Annotated in this window: 14 protein-coding genes; 8 read left to right on the forward strand and 6 right to left on the reverse strand. The window is 67.2% G+C overall.

The genetic code is table 11. From position 1 onward, the window contains the following. Window positions 1-102 precede the first annotated feature (102 nt). Window positions 103-1,734 carry an ABC-F family ATP-binding cassette domain-containing protein gene (locus tag IBJ82_RS04645; protein WP_194824648.1) on the forward strand — a complete coding sequence of 544 codons (1,632 nt, stop codon included), beginning with the start codon at window positions 103-105 and terminating at the stop codon, window positions 1,732-1,734. A gap of 211 nt (window positions 1,735-1,945) precedes the next feature. After that, window positions 1,946-2,218 (forward strand): helix-turn-helix domain-containing protein, encoded by a 273-nt coding sequence (locus IBJ82_RS04650; RefSeq protein WP_056815384.1) that lies wholly within the window; start codon window positions 1,946-1,948, stop codon window positions 2,216-2,218. Between the two features lie 23 nt (window positions 2,219-2,241). Here IBJ82_RS04650 and IBJ82_RS04655 read toward each other — a convergent pair whose 3' ends face one another. The 4 genes from IBJ82_RS04655 to IBJ82_RS04670 form a co-directional block, all read right to left on the reverse strand. After that, the gene (locus IBJ82_RS04655; RefSeq protein ID WP_194824649.1) at window positions 2,242-3,201 is read right to left on the reverse strand and encodes an MvdC/MvdD family ATP grasp protein; all 960 of its coding nucleotides are present in this window, start codon (window positions 3,199-3,201) and stop codon (window positions 2,242-2,244) included. 15 nt (window positions 3,202-3,216) lie between these two features. Then, window positions 3,217-3,636 (reverse strand): hypothetical protein, encoded by a 420-nt coding sequence (locus IBJ82_RS04660; RefSeq protein WP_194824650.1) that lies wholly within the window; start codon window positions 3,634-3,636, stop codon window positions 3,217-3,219. Between the two features lie 289 nt (window positions 3,637-3,925). Continuing rightward, window positions 3,926-4,345 carry a thioesterase family protein gene (locus tag IBJ82_RS04665; RefSeq protein WP_194824651.1) on the reverse strand — a complete coding sequence of 140 codons (420 nt, stop codon included), beginning with the start codon at window positions 4,343-4,345 and terminating at the stop codon, window positions 3,926-3,928. 86 nt (window positions 4,346-4,431) lie between these two features. Beyond that, the gene (locus IBJ82_RS04670; RefSeq protein WP_370585145.1) at window positions 4,432-4,926 is read right to left on the reverse strand and encodes a cupin domain-containing protein; all 495 of its coding nucleotides are present in this window, start codon (window positions 4,924-4,926) and stop codon (window positions 4,432-4,434) included. A gap of 65 nt (window positions 4,927-4,991) precedes the next feature. On the opposite strand from IBJ82_RS04670, the gene IBJ82_RS04675 reads away from it, so the two are divergent. Beyond that, a complete protein-coding gene (locus IBJ82_RS04675; protein ID WP_194824652.1) occupies window positions 4,992-5,492 on the forward strand; it encodes a MarR family winged helix-turn-helix transcriptional regulator in 501 nt (166 codons plus the stop codon). A gap of 106 nt (window positions 5,493-5,598) precedes the next feature. Here IBJ82_RS04675 and IBJ82_RS04680 read toward each other — a convergent pair whose 3' ends face one another. Together IBJ82_RS04680 and acnA are read right to left on the reverse strand one after the other, a co-directional pair. Beyond that, window positions 5,599-6,168: a TetR/AcrR family transcriptional regulator gene (locus IBJ82_RS04680; RefSeq protein ID WP_056810327.1), complete on the reverse strand. Its 570-nt coding sequence runs from the start codon at window positions 6,166-6,168 to the stop codon at window positions 5,599-5,601. Window positions 6,169-6,299: 131 nt separating this feature from the next. Then, complete coding sequence (acnA, locus tag IBJ82_RS04685) at window positions 6,300-9,098, reverse strand: aconitate hydratase AcnA (RefSeq protein ID WP_370585146.1); 2,799 nt, start codon at window positions 9,096-9,098, stop codon at window positions 6,300-6,302. A gap of 298 nt (window positions 9,099-9,396) precedes the next feature. Here acnA and IBJ82_RS04690 point away from each other — a divergent pair, with 298 nt between their 5' ends. The 5 genes from IBJ82_RS04690 (at window position 9,397) to IBJ82_RS04710 (ending at window position 14,953) form a co-directional block, all read left to right on the forward strand. Continuing rightward, complete coding sequence (locus IBJ82_RS04690; protein ID WP_194824654.1) at window positions 9,397-9,945, forward strand: DUF6676 family protein; 549 nt, start codon at window positions 9,397-9,399, stop codon at window positions 9,943-9,945. 250 nt (window positions 9,946-10,195) lie between these two features. After that, window positions 10,196-11,635, forward strand: coding sequence for an NlpC/P60 family protein (locus IBJ82_RS04695; RefSeq protein WP_194824655.1), 1,440 nt, complete (start codon window positions 10,196-10,198; stop codon window positions 11,633-11,635). Between the two features lie 176 nt (window positions 11,636-11,811). Next, window positions 11,812-12,972: a MoxR family ATPase gene (locus IBJ82_RS04700; RefSeq protein WP_194824656.1), complete on the forward strand. Its 1,161-nt coding sequence runs from the start codon at window positions 11,812-11,814 to the stop codon at window positions 12,970-12,972. 23 nt (window positions 12,973-12,995) lie between these two features. Continuing rightward, on the forward strand, window positions 12,996-13,952 hold the full coding sequence (locus IBJ82_RS04705) for a DUF58 domain-containing protein (protein WP_056810314.1): 957 nt from the start codon (window positions 12,996-12,998) through the stop codon (window positions 13,950-13,952). Further along, window positions 13,949-14,953: a VWA domain-containing protein gene (locus IBJ82_RS04710; RefSeq protein WP_062983157.1), complete on the forward strand. Its 1,005-nt coding sequence runs from the start codon at window positions 13,949-13,951 to the stop codon at window positions 14,951-14,953. Before IBJ82_RS04705 ends, IBJ82_RS04710 begins: the two co-directional genes overlap by 4 nt. Window positions 14,954-15,015 lie beyond the last annotated feature (62 nt).

A 15,015-nucleotide genomic window follows, 5' to 3' on the forward strand; every position in this document is an offset into this window, starting at 1 on the left:
ACATCGGGCAGCGCCGGGTGCGGCTTCTGAGGACGTCGACGGTAAAATAAGTGGTTCTTGCCGATATGCCTTTCCCGTTTGTCTTACTCTGAGGAGAACTCTGTGATCACGGCGACCGACCTGGAGGTCCGGGCCGGAGTCCGCACCCTACTGTCTGCTCCTGGGCCGGCGCTGCGGGTGCAGTCCGGCGACCGGATCGGACTGGTCGGTCGAAACGGTGCGGGCAAGACCACCACCCTGCGCATCCTCGCGGGTGAGGGTGAGCCGTACGCCGGAAAGATCACTCGTTCCACCGATATCGGTTACCTGCCGCAGGACCCGAAGGAAGGCGATCTCGATGTGATCGCCAAAGATCGGGTGCTCTCGGCGCGCGGGCTCGATGTCCTGCTGCGCGATATGGAGAAGGCCCAGGTCGAAATGGCCGAGGTCGCCGACGATGCCGCCCGCGACAAGGCGATTCGCCGGTACGGGCGCCTCGAGGACCAGTTCTCTTCGCTCGGTGGCTACGTCGCCGAAAGCGAGGCGGCCCGCATCTGCAACAGCCTCGGGCTGCCCGACCGCGTCCTCGATCAGCAGCTGCGCACCCTCTCCGGTGGTCAGCGTCGCCGCATCGAGCTGGCTCGCATCCTGTTCTCCGCCTCCGACGGCTCGGGCGGGCGCTCCGACCGCATCCTGCTGCTCGACGAGCCGACCAACCACCTCGACGCCGACTCCATCACCTGGCTGCGCGGGTTCCTGCAGAGCCACGACGGCGGCCTGATCGTGATCAGCCACGACGTGGAACTGCTCGGCGACGTGGTCAACAAGGTGTGGTTCCTCGACGCCGTGCGCGGTGAGCCCGACGTCTACAACATGGGCTGGAAGAAGTACCTCGACGCGCGGGCCACCGACGAGCAGCGCCGTGTCCGCGAGCGCGCCAATGCCGAGAAGAAGGCGGGCGCGCTGCGTCAGCAGGCCGCCAAGCTCGGCGCGAAGGCCACCAAAGCCGCTGCGGCACACCAGATGGTGCGTCGCGCCGAACGGTTGATCAACGACCTCGACGACGTGCGCGTGAGCGACAAGGTCGCCCGCATCCGGTTCCCCGAGCCCGCGGCCTGCAGCAAGACTCCGCTGATGGTCAAGGACCTGACCAAGCTCTACGGTTCGCTCGAGATCTTCACCGGCGTGAACTTCGCCGTCGACAAGGGCAGTCGCGTGGTGGTGCTCGGGCTCAACGGCGCAGGTAAGACGACCATGCTGAAACTGCTCGCCGGTGTCGAGACGCCGACCGCGGGTGGCGTCGAGCAGGGGCGCGGGCTCAAGGTCGGCTACTTCGCCCAGGAGCACGACACCCTCGACGACCAGGCCTCGGTGTGGGAGAACATCCGCCATGCCTCCCCGGACGCGGGGGAGCAGGAGCTGCGCAGTCTGCTCGGTGCGTTCATGTTCACCGGTCCGCAGCTCGATCAGCCGGCAGGCACGCTGTCCGGCGGTGAGAAGACCCGACTGGCGCTGGCCGGGCTGGTGTCCTCGGCGGCGAACGTGCTGCTGCTCGACGAGCCGACCAACAACCTCGACCCGGTCTCGCGTGAGCAGGTCCTCGAGGCGCTGCGCACCTACGCGGGCGCCGTGGTGCTGGTGACGCACGATCCCGGCGCCGCCGAGGCGCTCAACCCGGAGCGGGTCATTCTGCTGCCTGACGGCACCGAGGACCACTGGTCGGCGGAGTACGCGGAGCTCATCGATCTCGCCTGATCCGTCAGGGCCCGAGGCGGTAGCGCAGCGTCACCACGCAGGGCCCCGGAGTCAGGCGAAGATCAGGCATGGCATAGGCGGTGTGTCGCGCATGAATCGCGGTGTCGGGGAGGAACTCGCGGGGATCGCGTGAGTTCGATCACTGTTTTCGTTGATCACCGAGTGTGGAGTGTCTAGCCTGGAGGAAGTGCTCGGCGACTCGGAGGAAGCCATGAGCGACAGTTCCAGACAGGCCGCTAGGTCGGCCAAAGGTAAATCGACGATCGGCAAGGCCGCGCTGGGCAAGGGAACCCGGGTAACGGGCAAGTCCCGCGACCGGTTGCAGTCCCAGTTGAAGAAGCAGTACGAGGCGGGCGCGTCCATTCGCTCCCTGGCCAGGTCCACCGGCCGCTCGTACGGCTTCATCCACAATGTGCTGGTCGAGTCACACGTCGAACTGCGTGGGCGCGGCGGCGCCAATCGGCGCAAGAATCCGGCCGACTGAGCGGGGCGTCGTCGACGGAGCCGCTACCAGCCTGCGACGGCTCCGTCGCCGCGGACCAGCAGATTCGCCAGGCTGGCGAACAGCGGCAGCCCAGTCTTGATCTCGAGGTACGCGAACTGCCCCTGTGGGTTCACCTCGAGGAAGTAGTACTCGCCATCGCTGCCAAGGCGTAGGTCGACCACGCCGAAGCTGAGTCCGAGCGCGCCCATCAGGGTCGCGAGGGACTTGCTCACCGACGCGGGTAGCCGATCCGGTGCGAAGGCGACGGAGGTGTCGAGACGGGAGTCGATGCGGCCCACCCCCGACTGCGAGTCGATGCGCACACTCCACTCGACACCGTCGACCCACACCACCCGCAGATCGCAGCCGGCCTCCACGTAATCCTGGAACGTGGTCGGCGTCGAGCGGATCGAGTCGAGCCGGTTCAGCTCGGATCCGGTGACGATCCTCGTCTCGGAGAACTCGCCACGCCCGGTGCCGGTGCGTTTGTACACCACTGGACCACACCGGGATTCGACGAAACTGCGCGCCTCGTCCGGGTCGTTGGTGATCAGCGTCTCCGGGATCGTGAAACCCGCCCGCTGCGCGGTTTCGAGCTGCACGATCTTGCGCGAGGCGGTGCGTTCGGCGGCCGGATCGTTGACCCAGTACGCCGGGATCGACCACAGCATGCCCTGCATGAATCCGTCGCACTCGGCCTGGCGGAACTCGTCGTCGGCGGCACGCACGCCGGTGGGAACTGTGCACGGGTGCGGCCTGCGCCACCACACCGCGCGCACGTCGTCGAGACCGTGAATGTGCGACATCGCGCGGTTGGTGCCCGCTTTGTCGAGCCGGAAACTCCCTGTCTCGGAGGGAAAGTCGCGCAAGTCGAGTCGGATCGGGTCGAGGCCGTGGTGTTCTCGCAAGGTCGACGCCAGCGCATCGGCGTGCAGGTCGTCGGTTTCGGAGACGATGAGCACGGCGTCGGTCGCGCCTTCCATGACTTCCGCGCCGTTTCAGTCGAGGCTGTCGCAGTTGATGCCGTCGCGGAAGGTGAACGTCGCCCCGGTGGCACCACCTCGTTCGGCGATGCGCAGTTTCGTCGCCCAGCTGCGGGTGGCGCGGGCCAGCTGCTCGTCACCCAGCGCTTCCGACGGTTCCGGTGCGAGGGTGATCGGTCGGTCGACCAGATCGACGCGCATCCGTCGGGTGAAATCGGCGGTGGCGCCGGGGCGGATATCGACCAGTACCTGACGTTCACCCGCGCCCATGCGATCTTCGGTGAGTCGCACGACGTCGTTGCGGTCGAAAGTCCAGGTTCCACCGTCGACGCGCACCGAGATGTCGCGATCGGACTCGGCCACCAGCAATCCGCGCAAGGAGGGGCCCCGATCTCGGGACGACGCGGTAGCGGGGAGGTGGATGGCGTCGGTCATGGGCGCTCACTCCGATCTTTTCTCGTCTGCTCGCGATTTGCCAGGACCCCAAAAGGTGCTTCGGATCATAGCGTGAACAGGTGGCCCGCCGAGCGGGTTCGCGAGATTTGCGGAGCGCCGGACAAACCGCCGAGCGGCGCGTGATCGCCTTGCCGGGAAAGAATTTCGGACAACTCGGATGTTGCAACCGTGTTCTCACGGGCAATCTGACAGCAAACATATATGACAACGGCGCGGCCGGCGCCCCCGGGTCTGTGCCGGAGGGTGCCTGCCGCGCCGTATGTGGTCTCTAGAGTCCGAGCAGTTCGGGATTCTCGGCGAGTTCGCGGAAGTGTTCGGCCGGTTTCGCGACGAGCCGACGGGTCGTCAGATCCATCGCGCCTGCCACCACGGTGATCTCTGCGGCGACCGTACCGTCGAGCTTGATGATCTGGTGGTGGAAGCGGAATACCTTCTCGCCTTCCTTCCAGTCGAACGCACAGGTCACGGTGACCTCGTCGCCACCGCGCAGCTCGCGCTTGTACTTGATGGTCGACTCGAGCACCACCGCGCCGACGCCGCTGGCGATGAACTTGTCCTGCGCGATCCCCGCCGCACGCAGTAGCTCCCACCGGGCGTGCTCGCCGTACTGGTGGTAGACGGCGTGATTGAGGTGGCCCTGGGTGTCGAGCTCGTAGCCTCGGACGAGGACCGGTACGGAGAACGTCATACGGCGTATAACCGGCGGCTTCCGACTCGTTGTTCCCGATCGGCGTGCAATCTCGGCCACAGTGCGACCGGGAACCGCATGACGGATCAGCCGCGTTGGGCGTTGCGCTCGGCCCACCAGGCGGGCGCGTCGACGAAGTGGTTGTCGAATTCCTCTTGGGCGGCGACGAATTCGTCATGGGTGGCGTCGCCGTGGATGAGCCGGTCGAGCAGGCGGAAGTACTCGAAGCGTTGTACGCCGGGCATCAGCGCGATCAGGATCCGCGCGCCGCTGTCCGGGGTGGCGCCGAAGGCGTGCGGCATCTGCCGTGGGACGACGAGGGAGCCGCCTGCGCCGACGGTGCGGATGCGGTCGCCTGCCATGACCTGGAGCTCGCCGTCGGCGACGTAGAACAGCTCGTCGGAGCGGGTGTGGAAGTGTGGGGCGGCGCCGTCGGCGCCCTGGGTCATGGTGACTTCGAGCGTGCTGACCGCGCCGTCGCTGGCGTTCGCGTCGGTGAGCAGGCGCATGCGCACATTCTCGGTACCCAGGGTCTCGGCATCCTCCGGCAGGCAGAGGGCGATGTCGCGGGTGTTCGTCATGGCCATTCCGTTCGTCAGTTGATAATTCGCTACCGAACTATATCTCAGCGAATAGAATGATGTCCATGGATGAATGTGAACCGGATGTGGTCGATGCGATCACGGCGCAGTGGCAGCGGGAGCGACCCGATCTGGAACTGGAGGCGATGGCGGTCTTCGGCAGGCTCGGCCGGCTGATGAACATCGCCACGGCGCGGATCGAAAGTGTGTTCACCGCACACGGTTTGCAGCGCGGCGAGTTCGATGTGCTTGCGGCACTGCGCCGTTCGGGCGCACCCTTCGAGCTCAACCCATCGGTGCTCGCCGATACCCTGATGCTGTCGCGGGCGGGGATGACCGGACGTATCGACCGACTCGAAACGGCGGGCCTGGTTCGCCGCGTCGCCGATCGCGGGGATCGACGCGCCGTGCGGGTGGCGCTCACCGGGCAGGGCAGGGCGCTCGTCGACACGGTGGTCGTGGCGCACACCGAGAACGAGACGGCGATGCTGGCAGTACTGAATCCGACCGATCGTGTCGCCCTGGACCGTATCTCGCGAACCTTGCTCAGTGGCTGGGCGAGCTGACCCGCCGATCCCGGTCGGGGAAATGACCTCCGAGGAAGTTCCCGCCGCGCGCAATCGGCGAGAGTTCGGCGGCCATGGGCTACTCCATGGCCGCGTCGAGCCTGACTCAGGATTCCTTGCGTCGCACCGAGGCTTCGACGAGATCCAGTACGGCGGAAAGGTTTTCGTTGGTGTGACCCGAGGCGATGCGGGCGATCAACCCGTCGAGGACCAAGTCGAGGTAGCCGAGTAGGACATCGGTGGGGACATCGTCTCGGAGGGCGCCCGCTGCTTTGCGGCGCTCTAGGCGGGCCAAGGTCGCGGCGGTCAGCTCGGCCGAGCGTTGGGTCCAGCCTGCGCGGAATTCGGGGTCGGTGCGGACTCTGCGCGCGATCTCCAGGCGGGTGCCCAGCCAGTTGAATTCCTCCGGGCGGGCGAGCATATCGCGCATCACCTGGACGAGGCCCTGGTTGGCGGCGACTTCGGCCATGCGTTCGGCGTCGTCTTTGGCCAGGGCGAAGAAGAGGGCGTCCTTGTCGCGGAAATGGTGGAAGATCGCGCCGCGGGACAGGCCGATGGCCTCTTCCAGGCGGCGCACGGTCGCGCCGTCATAGCCGTATTCGGCGAAGCAGCGTCGTGCACCGTCGAGGATCTGGCTGCGGCGGGCGGCGAGGTGGTCGTCGCTGACCTTGGGCATGATTCCTCCAGCTAGCGGATACACGGACCCCCGCCCCGGCGAACCGAGACGGGGGCTGTCGCATTATTCATGGGCAAGCGAATGCCCTTGTGGCGCAACACCTTACGGTGTTGCGCCACCGGGGTCGAAAATCAGCCGCGGATCATGTTGCGCAGCACGTACTGCAGGATGCCGCCGTTGCGGTAGTAGTCGGCCTCACCGGGGGTGTCGATGCGGACGACCGCGTCGAACTCGGTGACCTTGCCGTCTTCCGCGGTGGCGGTGACCTTGACGGTCTCGGGGGTGACACCCTCGTTGAGGGCGGTGATCCCCGCGATGTCGAAGGTCTCGGTGCCGGTCAGGCCCAGCGACGCGGCGGACTGCCCGGCCGGGAACTGCAGCGGCACAACGCCCATGCCGATCAGGTTGGAGCGGTGGATGCGCTCGAACGACTCGGTGATGACGGCCTTCACGCCCAGCAGGCTGGTGCCCTTGGCGGCCCAGTCACGCGAGGAGCCCGAACCGTATTCCTTGCCACCGAGCACGACCAGCGGGATGCCCGCGGCCTGGTAGTTCTGCGAGGCGTCGTAGATGAACGCCTGCGGGCCACCGTCCTGGGTGAAGTCGCGGGTGTAACCACCCGAGACGTCGTCGAGCAGCTGGTTGCGCAGCCGGATGTTGGCGAAGGTGCCACGGATCATGACCTCGTGGTTACCGCGACGCGAGCCCAGCGAGTTGTAGTCCTTGCGGGCCACACCGTTGGCGTCGAGGTACTGCGCGGCGGGGGTGCCGGGCTTGATCGGGCCCGCCGGGGAGATGTGGTCGGTGGTGACCGAGTCGCCCAGCAGCGCCAGCACACGAGCGCCGGAGATGTCGGTGACGGGGGAGGGATCCATCGACATGCCGTCGAAGTACGGCGCCTTGCGCACGTAGGTCGACTTCTCGTCCCACGCGAAGGTGTCGCCCTCCGGGGTCGCCAGACCCTGCCAACGCTTGTCACCGTCGAAGATGGTGGCGTAGGAGTTGCGGAACATGTCCTGGCTGATCGACGACTTGATGGTGTCGTCGATCTCCTGGGCCGAGGGCCAGATGTCCTTCAGGAAGACATCGTTGCCGTCGGTGTCCTGGCCGAGCGGGTCGGTCTCGAAGTCGAAGTCCATCGTGCCCGCGAGCGCGTAGGCGATGACCAGCGGCGGGGAGGCCAGGTAGTTCATCTTCACGTCGGGGGAGATGCGACCCTCGAAGTTGCGGTTACCGGAGAGCACGGCGGTGACCGAGAGGTCGTTGTCGTTGATCGCGGCCGAGATCGCCTCGGGCAGCGGACCGGTGTTACCGATGCACGTGGTGCAGCCGTAGCCACCGACGAAGAAGCCCAGCTTCTCCAGGTAGGGCCACAGACCGGCCTTCTCGTAGTAATCGGTGACGACCTGCGAACCCGGCGCCATGTTGGTCTTCACCCACGGCTTGGTCGACAGACCCTTCTCCACCGCGTTGCGGGCGAGCAGGGCGGCGCCCAGCATGACCGACGGGTTGGAGGTGTTGGTGCAGGAAGTGATACCCGCGACGACAACGGCACCGTGATCTAGGACGAACTTGTTGCCGTCCTCGCCGACGACCTCGACCGGCTTGGACGGACGGCCGTTGGCGCCCTCGGCGGCCGAGTGGGCCGGGGCGTAGTCGTCGTTGGCACCGTTGGCCGACACGGAGACGGGGTCCGACGCCGGGAAGGTCTCGTCGACGCCCTCGTCGAGCATGGTGAAGTCACCTTCGCCGACGTAGGTCAGAATGTCGGAGCGGAAAGCGGACTTGGACTCCGACAGCAGGATGCGGTCCTGCGGGCGCTTCGGGCCTGCGATCGAGGGCACCACGGTGCTCAGGTCGAGCTCGAGGTACTCCGAGTAGACCGGCTCGCGCTCGGGGTCGTGCCACATGCCCTGTTCCTTGGCGTACGCCTCGACGAGCGCGAGCTGCTCGTCGCTGCGGCCGGTCAGGCGCAGGTAGTTGATGGTCTCGCCGTCGATCGGGAAGATCGCCGCGGTGGAACCGAATTCGGGGCTCATGTTGCCCAGGGTGGCGCGGTTCGCGAGGGGGACCTCGGTGACGCCCTTGCCGTAGAACTCGACGAACTTGCCGACGACGCCGTGCTTGCGCAGCTGCTCGGTGACGGTGAGCACCACGTCGGTGGCGGTCACGCCCGGCTTGATCTCGCCGGTCAGCTTGAAGCCGACCACGCGCGGGATCAGCATGGAGACGGGCTGGCCGAGCATCGCGGCCTCGGCCTCGATGCCGCCGACGCCCCAGCCGAGCACACCGAGGCCGTTGACCATGGTGGTGTGCGAGTCGGTGCCGACACAGGTGTCGGGGTAGGCCTGGCCGTTGCGGACCATGACCGTGGGGGCCAGGTACTCGATGTTGACCTGGTGGACGATGCCCATGCCCGGGGGGACGACCTTGAAGTCGTCGAAGGCGCCCTGGCCCCAGCGCAGGAACTGGTAACGCTCGCCGTTGCGCTCGTATTCGAGGTCGACGTTGCGCTCCAGCGCGTCGGCGCGGCCGAAGACGTCGAGGATCACCGAGTGGTCGATGACCATGTCGGCGGGCGAGAGCGGGTTGACCTTGCTCGGATCGCCACCGAGGACGGTGACGGCCTCACGCATGGTGGCGAGGTCGACGATGCAGGGCACGCCGGTGAAGTCCTGCATGATCACGCGCGCGGGGGTGAACTGGATCTCGACGCTCGGCTGGGCCGAGGGGTCCCAGTTCGCGATCTCGCGGATGTGGTCGGCAGTGATGTTCGCGCCGTCCTCGGTGCGCAGCAGGTTCTCTGCCAGCACCTTCAGGGCGTAGGGCAGCTTCTCGGTGCCGGGAACAGCCGAGAGACGGAAGATCTCGTAGGAGTTACTTCCGACCTCGAGCGTGCCTTTGGCGCCGAAGGTATCAATCTTCGTCACGTCAGCTCCACTCATGTGTGAGGGTGTGCCGCCGGCGGGGCTGTGCCGGCGACTCGCGTCTTCGGAGGGGGTATCCGGCGCCGTGAGATGCCGAATTCCTCGCCGTACGAGCCTAACAGTACGCTTGTCCTATGAAATACGCGGGGGCCGTCGGTGGTGCCGTGCAGGCGTAGTCGAGCGCCGCGTCGCGTACTGTGCCTGACGAGCGAAGTCGGGGAAGACGCAGTGACGCTCACCTTGGCAGTGTTGGACGCCCGTCGCGACACCGGCGACTGTGGCTCGACAGACCGGATGGAAGATGACCACTTTTGCGCCGATGGCGGCCGAACTGCCGCCGAACACCGTGCTGAGCAGCGTCGCGTCCGACCTCGCCGACAATCACGTCGCGGCCCCCAAAGGTCAGGATCAGGAGAAACTGGCGGCGATCGTCGCGCAGGCGCGATCCGAGGGGATCCCGCTCAGCGTCGTCATCGTTCCCGGTAATCCCGGCCACGACTCGAGCCTACGTGATCTGGCCACCGAGGTCGGCGAGAGTACGCACGGCACCGTCGCGGTATTCAGCGACGATTGGCTCGGTACCTACAGCGACAGCATCAGCCGGGTTCGGCTCGAGTGGGCCGAGGACTCGGCCAAGTACAAGGGCAACCATCCCGAAGAGGCCGTGCAGGCCTTCGTCGACCGGCTCGAGCAGCCGGAGGGCGTCTCCTGGGGCGCCATCACCGCGGTGTTGATCAGCCTCATGGTGCTGGTGATCGCCGGGCTGTACCTGGTGAAGGTCCGCCGCGGTCCCGATGCGGACGCACCGGCCGTCGTGTCACCACGCGTCGATGCGAGTTCCACCAACTAACTGGTTTCACTCCAGCCACATTTCCGGACCAGCGGTCTGTTCTCTGCGGTACAAAACTGTCCCGCGTCTCGCAAATTCCGAGCAATCGATGAATTGTTGCCGCGCGCCACTGTGACGGATGTTTCCTTTGGGAACCATGTGTCGTACGGTTGCGGTGAACGCGATCGTGAATGCAGTGGTACAGGGGGCATTGGTCGACTCTTGTGGTCGGTGTTTCGACTGATGCGCCGGTGGCGTATGTCGAGTCGAGATGCTCGGAGGTACCGTGCGCAGTGCGGGCAGGCGGGACGAACCAGGTCTATTACGAATAGCGATCGGTTTGCTGGCGGTGGTGGCAGTGCTGCTCGCCGCGGGACCGGTCGCTGCTGTGCCACCCCCTCCACCTAATCCGTCCGACGGTGAGATCGCCGGCGCGGGCGCCCAGGTCGACGCGCGGGTCAGCGAGATCGGCGTGCTGATCAATCGCGTCGCCGCGGTCGATCAGCAGTTGCGCGAACTCGACGACCAACTCGCGGGCAAACGCGAAGCGGTCAACCAGGCACTCGTCGACCTGCAGATCGCACGCGACGCCGCCGACACGGCCGCGGCCGCCGTCTCCGACAGCCAGACACAACTGGTCGACGCGGGCGTGAGAGTCGGTGCGGCACGCCAGGATTTCGATCAGGTCGCTACCCAGGCCTACGTGCGCCCCGCCAACAGTTCCGTCGTCACCTACCTCGCCTCTTCGACCCCCGATGCCGCGATGGACCGGGCCCAGGTGCTCGGCATGGTGTCGAAGAACCAGCGACAGGTGCTCGACGGTCTGCGCCGCGCCCAGGTCGCCCAGGCCAATCAGAATTCCGCCGCCCGCCAGGCCAAGGTCGACGCCGATACCGCCGCGGCGGGCGCGGAACAGAAGCGCGACGCCGCCCAGACCGCGGTGAACATCGCGAAATCCGAGTTCGACACCCAGGCCGTGGCCCGCGACACCCTGAGCCGCGACCGCAGTGCCGCCCAATCCGCCCTCGACGTAGCCCGCTCGACCGTCGCCGGGCTCCAGAGCCAACGCGAGATCTTCCTGACCTGGGACGACCAACGCGAAGCCGAGGTGCTCGCGCTGCTGGCCGCGGCCAACGCCGCCGCCTCACGTGCCGCCGCCGACAAGGCCGCCCGCGACCGGGCCGCCCAGCTCAACGAGGGCCAGCGCCCGCACGCCGACCTCGAGTCGACCCCGGCCTCGCCACGCAAAACCAAGCCGCGCCCGTCGCAACCTCAGGTAACCGGTTCGGCGGCGATCGAAACCGTGGTCGACCGCGCGATGTCGCAGCTCGGCGTCACCTACGCCTGGGGCGGCGGCGACGAGGACGGACCCACCCTCGGCATCCGCGACGGCGGCACCGGTGACGCCCACGGCGACTTCGACAAGGTCGGCTTCGACTGCTCGGGCTTGATGCTCTACGCCTTCGCCGGTATCGGCGTCTCGCTGCCGCACTACAGCGGCTACCAGTACAACGCGGGCACCCGGGTCGACGTCGCGGATCGCGAACGCGGCGACATGCTGTTCTGGGGCCCCGGCGGCAGCGTGCACGTGGCGATGTATCTGGGTAACGGCAAGATGATCGAGGCCCCTGAATCCGGGGATGTCGTGAAGATTTCCCCGGTCCGTGAAGACGGCATCATGCCGTACGCGGTGCGCATCGTCACCGACTGAATGCGTATCGCCGCTGGTAGGGGCGAAATCGGTGCGGCGTGCGCCACACCGGCCGCCGCACGTGAGTGCCGTCACGAGGATGACGAATCCCCGTCTAGTACTGGCCGGTTGCGGCGCACCGGGCGATTCAATGGAATAGTTGGTGCCGCACGCACAGGACCAAAGCGAAAGCGGGGATGTTGGTGACTTCGACGGAAGGTGTGAGCGGGCCGAAGCTGGCGAAGGACGCCGGTACGGCTGCGCCGAGCACCCTGGAGCGTGACGTCCAGACTCTCGAGAAGGCGATCTACGAGGTCAAGCGGGTTATCGTCGGTCAGGACAGGCTCGTCGAGCGTTTGCTCGTCGCCGTTCTGGCACGCGGACACGTGCTGCTCGAAGGTGTGCCGGGCGTCGCGAAGACTCTTGCGGTGGAAACCTTCGCCAAGGTCATCGGCGGCTCGTTCTCCCGGGTGCAGTTCACCCCGGACCTCGTCCCCACTGACCTCATCGGTACCCGCATCTACCGGCAGGGCCGCGAAGAGTTCGACACCGAGCTCGGCCCGGTCGTCGCGAACTTCGTGCTCGCCGACGAGATCAACCGCGCACCGGCCAAGGTGCAGTCGGCACTGCTCGAGGTGATGGCCGAGCGCAAGCTGTCGATCGGCGGCAAGACCTACCCGATGCCCGATCCGTTCCTGGTCATGGCGACCCAGAACCCGATCGAGAGCGAAGGCGTGTACCCGCTGCCCGAGGCGCAGCGCGACCGCTTCCTGTTCAAGGTCGTCGTGGACTACCCCTCGGTCGAGGAAGAGCGCGAGATCATCTACCGGATGGGTGTGAGCGCGCCCGAGCCGAACCAGATTCTCGACCCCGAAGACATCATCCGCCTGCAGAAGGTGGCCGCAAACGTCTTCGTGCACCACGCGCTCGTCGACTACGTGGTCCGCGTGATCACCGCGACCCGCACGCCCGCCGACTTCGGCATGGACGATGTGGCGAGCTGGATCTCCTACGGCGCTTCCCCGCGCGCGAGCCTCGGCATCATCGCCGCGGCCCGCTCGGTGGCGCTGATCCGTGGCCGTGACTACGTGGTGCCCCAGGACGTCGTCGAGGTGATCCCGGATGTGCTGCGTCACCGTCTGGTGCTGTCGTACGACGCGCTGGCCGACGAGGTTTCGCCCGAGGACGTCATCAAGCGCGTGCTGCAGACCGTCGGTCTGCCGCAGGTCGCCCCGCAGGCCAACGGTCAGGCTGCCCCGCAGCAGCCGCCGGTGCCCCAGCCGCCCCAGCCCCAGCCTGTGCCGCAGGCGGTGAACGGGCAGCAGTCCCAGCCCGCCGGCTCCGTCGCGCCCCAGTGAGTGCGCCGGAACCCGTTGTCCGCGTGCCCACCTCGTCTCACGCTCCGCCGTCGTTCCGTGCCGGTGAACTGACCGACCCGAAGCTGTCGGCCGCGCTCAAGACCCTCGAGTTGACCGTGCGGCGCCGCCTCGACGGCGTGCTGCACGGTGATCATCAGGGGCTGATCCCCGGTCCGGGTTCGGAACCGGGGGAGGCGCGGCTGTACCAGCCGGGTGACGATGTGCGACAGATGGATTGGTCGGTCACCGCCCGCACCACCCATCCGCACGTGCGGCAGATGATCGCCGACCGCGAGCTGGAGACCTGGCTCGTCGTCGACCTGTCGTCGAGCCTGGACTTCGGTACCGGGCGGGTACACAAGCGCGATCTCGCGATCGCGGCGGCCGCGGCGATCACCCACCTCACCTCGGGCGGCGGCAACCGGATCGGCGCCGTCGTGGCGACCGGTCAGGACCTGGTGCGCATCCCCGCCCGCAGCGGACGCATGCACGCCCAGACCCTGCTGCGCGGCATCGCGACCACCCCGCACGCCCGCGACGGTGTGCGCGGTGATCTCAAGGCCGGGATCGAATCGCTGCGCCGTCCGCAACGCAAACGCGGTCTGGCCGTGGTGATCAGCGATTTCCTCGGTGACGTCGACTGGCAGCGCTCCCTGCGCGCGATCTCCGCTCGCCACGACCTGCTGGCCGTGGAAGTGCTCGACCCCCTGGACATCGCGCTGCCCGACGGCGGCGACGTGGTGCTGCACGATCCCGAATCGGGCCGCACCCGCGAGTTCAGCGTGACCCCCACGCTGCGTGCCGATTTCGCGGCCGCGGCCGGAGCCCAGCGTGAGCAGGTGGCGCAGGCGCTGCGCAGCTGCGGCGCGCCGGTGCTCACCCTGCAGACCGATCGGGACTGGATCGCCGACGTGGTCCGGTTCGTGTCCACCCGGCGCCACAGCCTCGGCGCCCCGAGCGGGCGGGTGCCTCGCCAGTGAGTATTTCGCATTTCACGGCCGTTGTCTGGCTCGGTTTCCTCGCGGTCGTCGCCCTGCTCGTGCTCGGCTACGTGCTGGTGCAGCGCGCCCGGCACAAGCGGATGCTGCAGTTCGGCAACATGGCCATCCTGGAGCGGGTCGCACCGTCGCGCCCGAGTCCCATGCGCCATGCGCCGATCGCGCTCATCCTGGTCGGCCTGGTGCTGCTGACCATTGCCGCAGCCGGCCCGACCGCTGTGCAGAAGGTGCCGCGCAACCGCGCGACAGTTGTTCTGGTGATGGATGTCTCGCTGTCGATGGAGGCCACCGACGTGCCGCCGAACCGGCTGCAGGTCGCGCAGAAGGCCGGTAAGGATTTCGTCGACGGTCTGACGCCGGGCATCAACCTCGGTTTCGTCACGTTCGCGGGCACGGCCTCGGTGATGGTGTCGCCGACGACCAACCGCGAGGCGGTCAAGCACTCGATCGACAACATCAAGCTGGCCGAGCGCACCGCCACCGGCGAGGGCGTCCTCACCGCGCTGCAGTCGATCGACACCCTGGCCGCCGTGCTCGGTGGCGCCGAGACGCCCCCGCCCGCGCGCGTGGTGCTGATGTCGGACGGCAAGCAGACCGTGCCCGACGACAAGGACGTCGACAACCCGCGGCACGGTTTCACCGCCGCGCGCCTGGCCAAGAACAAGGGCATCCCGGTCTCGACGATCTCCTTCGGCACCGAGTGGGGCACGGTCGAGATCCCGGACTCCGACGGCAAGGGTTCGCAGCGGGTGAAGGTGCCCGTGGACAACGACTCGTTGCGCGAGATCGCCGAGCTGTCGGGCGGTGACTTCTACACCGCCTCGTCGCTGGCCGAACTCACCGCGGTCTACGACACCCTCGAGGAACAGATCGGCTACGAGACAACACGTGGCGATGCGAGCAGGCCGTGGCTGCTGCTCGGCATGCTGGCCATCGCGGCGGGCGTCGTGGTCAGTTTGCTCTATCGTCAACGTCTGCCCTAGCTCCCACCGCCCCCGCGTTGTGAGCTGTCGCAATGGCGCGACCCTGACGCGGGGCGCACGAA

The sequence above is a fragment of the Nocardia sp. XZ_19_231 genome (assembly GCF_015355705.1).
Classification (GTDB): domain Bacteria; phylum Actinomycetota; class Actinomycetes; order Mycobacteriales; family Mycobacteriaceae; genus Nocardia; species Nocardia salmonicida.

What these genes read in the sequence shown, in the direction of transcription:
- IBJ82_RS04650 (WP_056815384.1), top strand. Translation starts at nt 1,946, where the DNA reads ATGAGCGACAGTTCCAGACAGGCCGCTAGGTCGGCCAAAGGTAAATCG.
- IBJ82_RS04655 (WP_194824649.1), bottom strand. Translation starts at nt 3,201, where the DNA reads ATGGAAGGCGCGACCGACGCCGTGCTCATCGTCTCCGAAACCGACGAC.
- IBJ82_RS04660 (WP_194824650.1), bottom strand. Translation starts at nt 3,636, where the DNA reads ATGACCGACGCCATCCACCTCCCCGCTACCGCGTCGTCCCGAGATCGG.
- IBJ82_RS04665 (WP_194824651.1), bottom strand. Translation starts at nt 4,345, where the DNA reads ATGACGTTCTCCGTACCGGTCCTCGTCCGAGGCTACGAGCTCGACACC.
- IBJ82_RS04670 (WP_370585145.1), bottom strand. Translation starts at nt 4,926, where the DNA reads ATGACGAACACCCGCGACATCGCCCTCTGCCTGCCGGAGGATGCCGAG.
- IBJ82_RS04675 (WP_194824652.1), top strand. Translation starts at nt 4,992, where the DNA reads ATGGATGAATGTGAACCGGATGTGGTCGATGCGATCACGGCGCAGTGG.
- IBJ82_RS04680 (WP_056810327.1), bottom strand. Translation starts at nt 6,168, where the DNA reads ATGCCCAAGGTCAGCGACGACCACCTCGCCGCCCGCCGCAGCCAGATC.
- IBJ82_RS04690 (WP_194824654.1), top strand. Translation starts at nt 9,397, where the DNA reads ATGACCACTTTTGCGCCGATGGCGGCCGAACTGCCGCCGAACACCGTG.
- IBJ82_RS04695 (WP_194824655.1), top strand. Translation starts at nt 10,196, where the DNA reads ATGCTCGGAGGTACCGTGCGCAGTGCGGGCAGGCGGGACGAACCAGGT.
- IBJ82_RS04700 (WP_194824656.1), top strand. Translation starts at nt 11,812, where the DNA reads ATGTTGGTGACTTCGACGGAAGGTGTGAGCGGGCCGAAGCTGGCGAAG.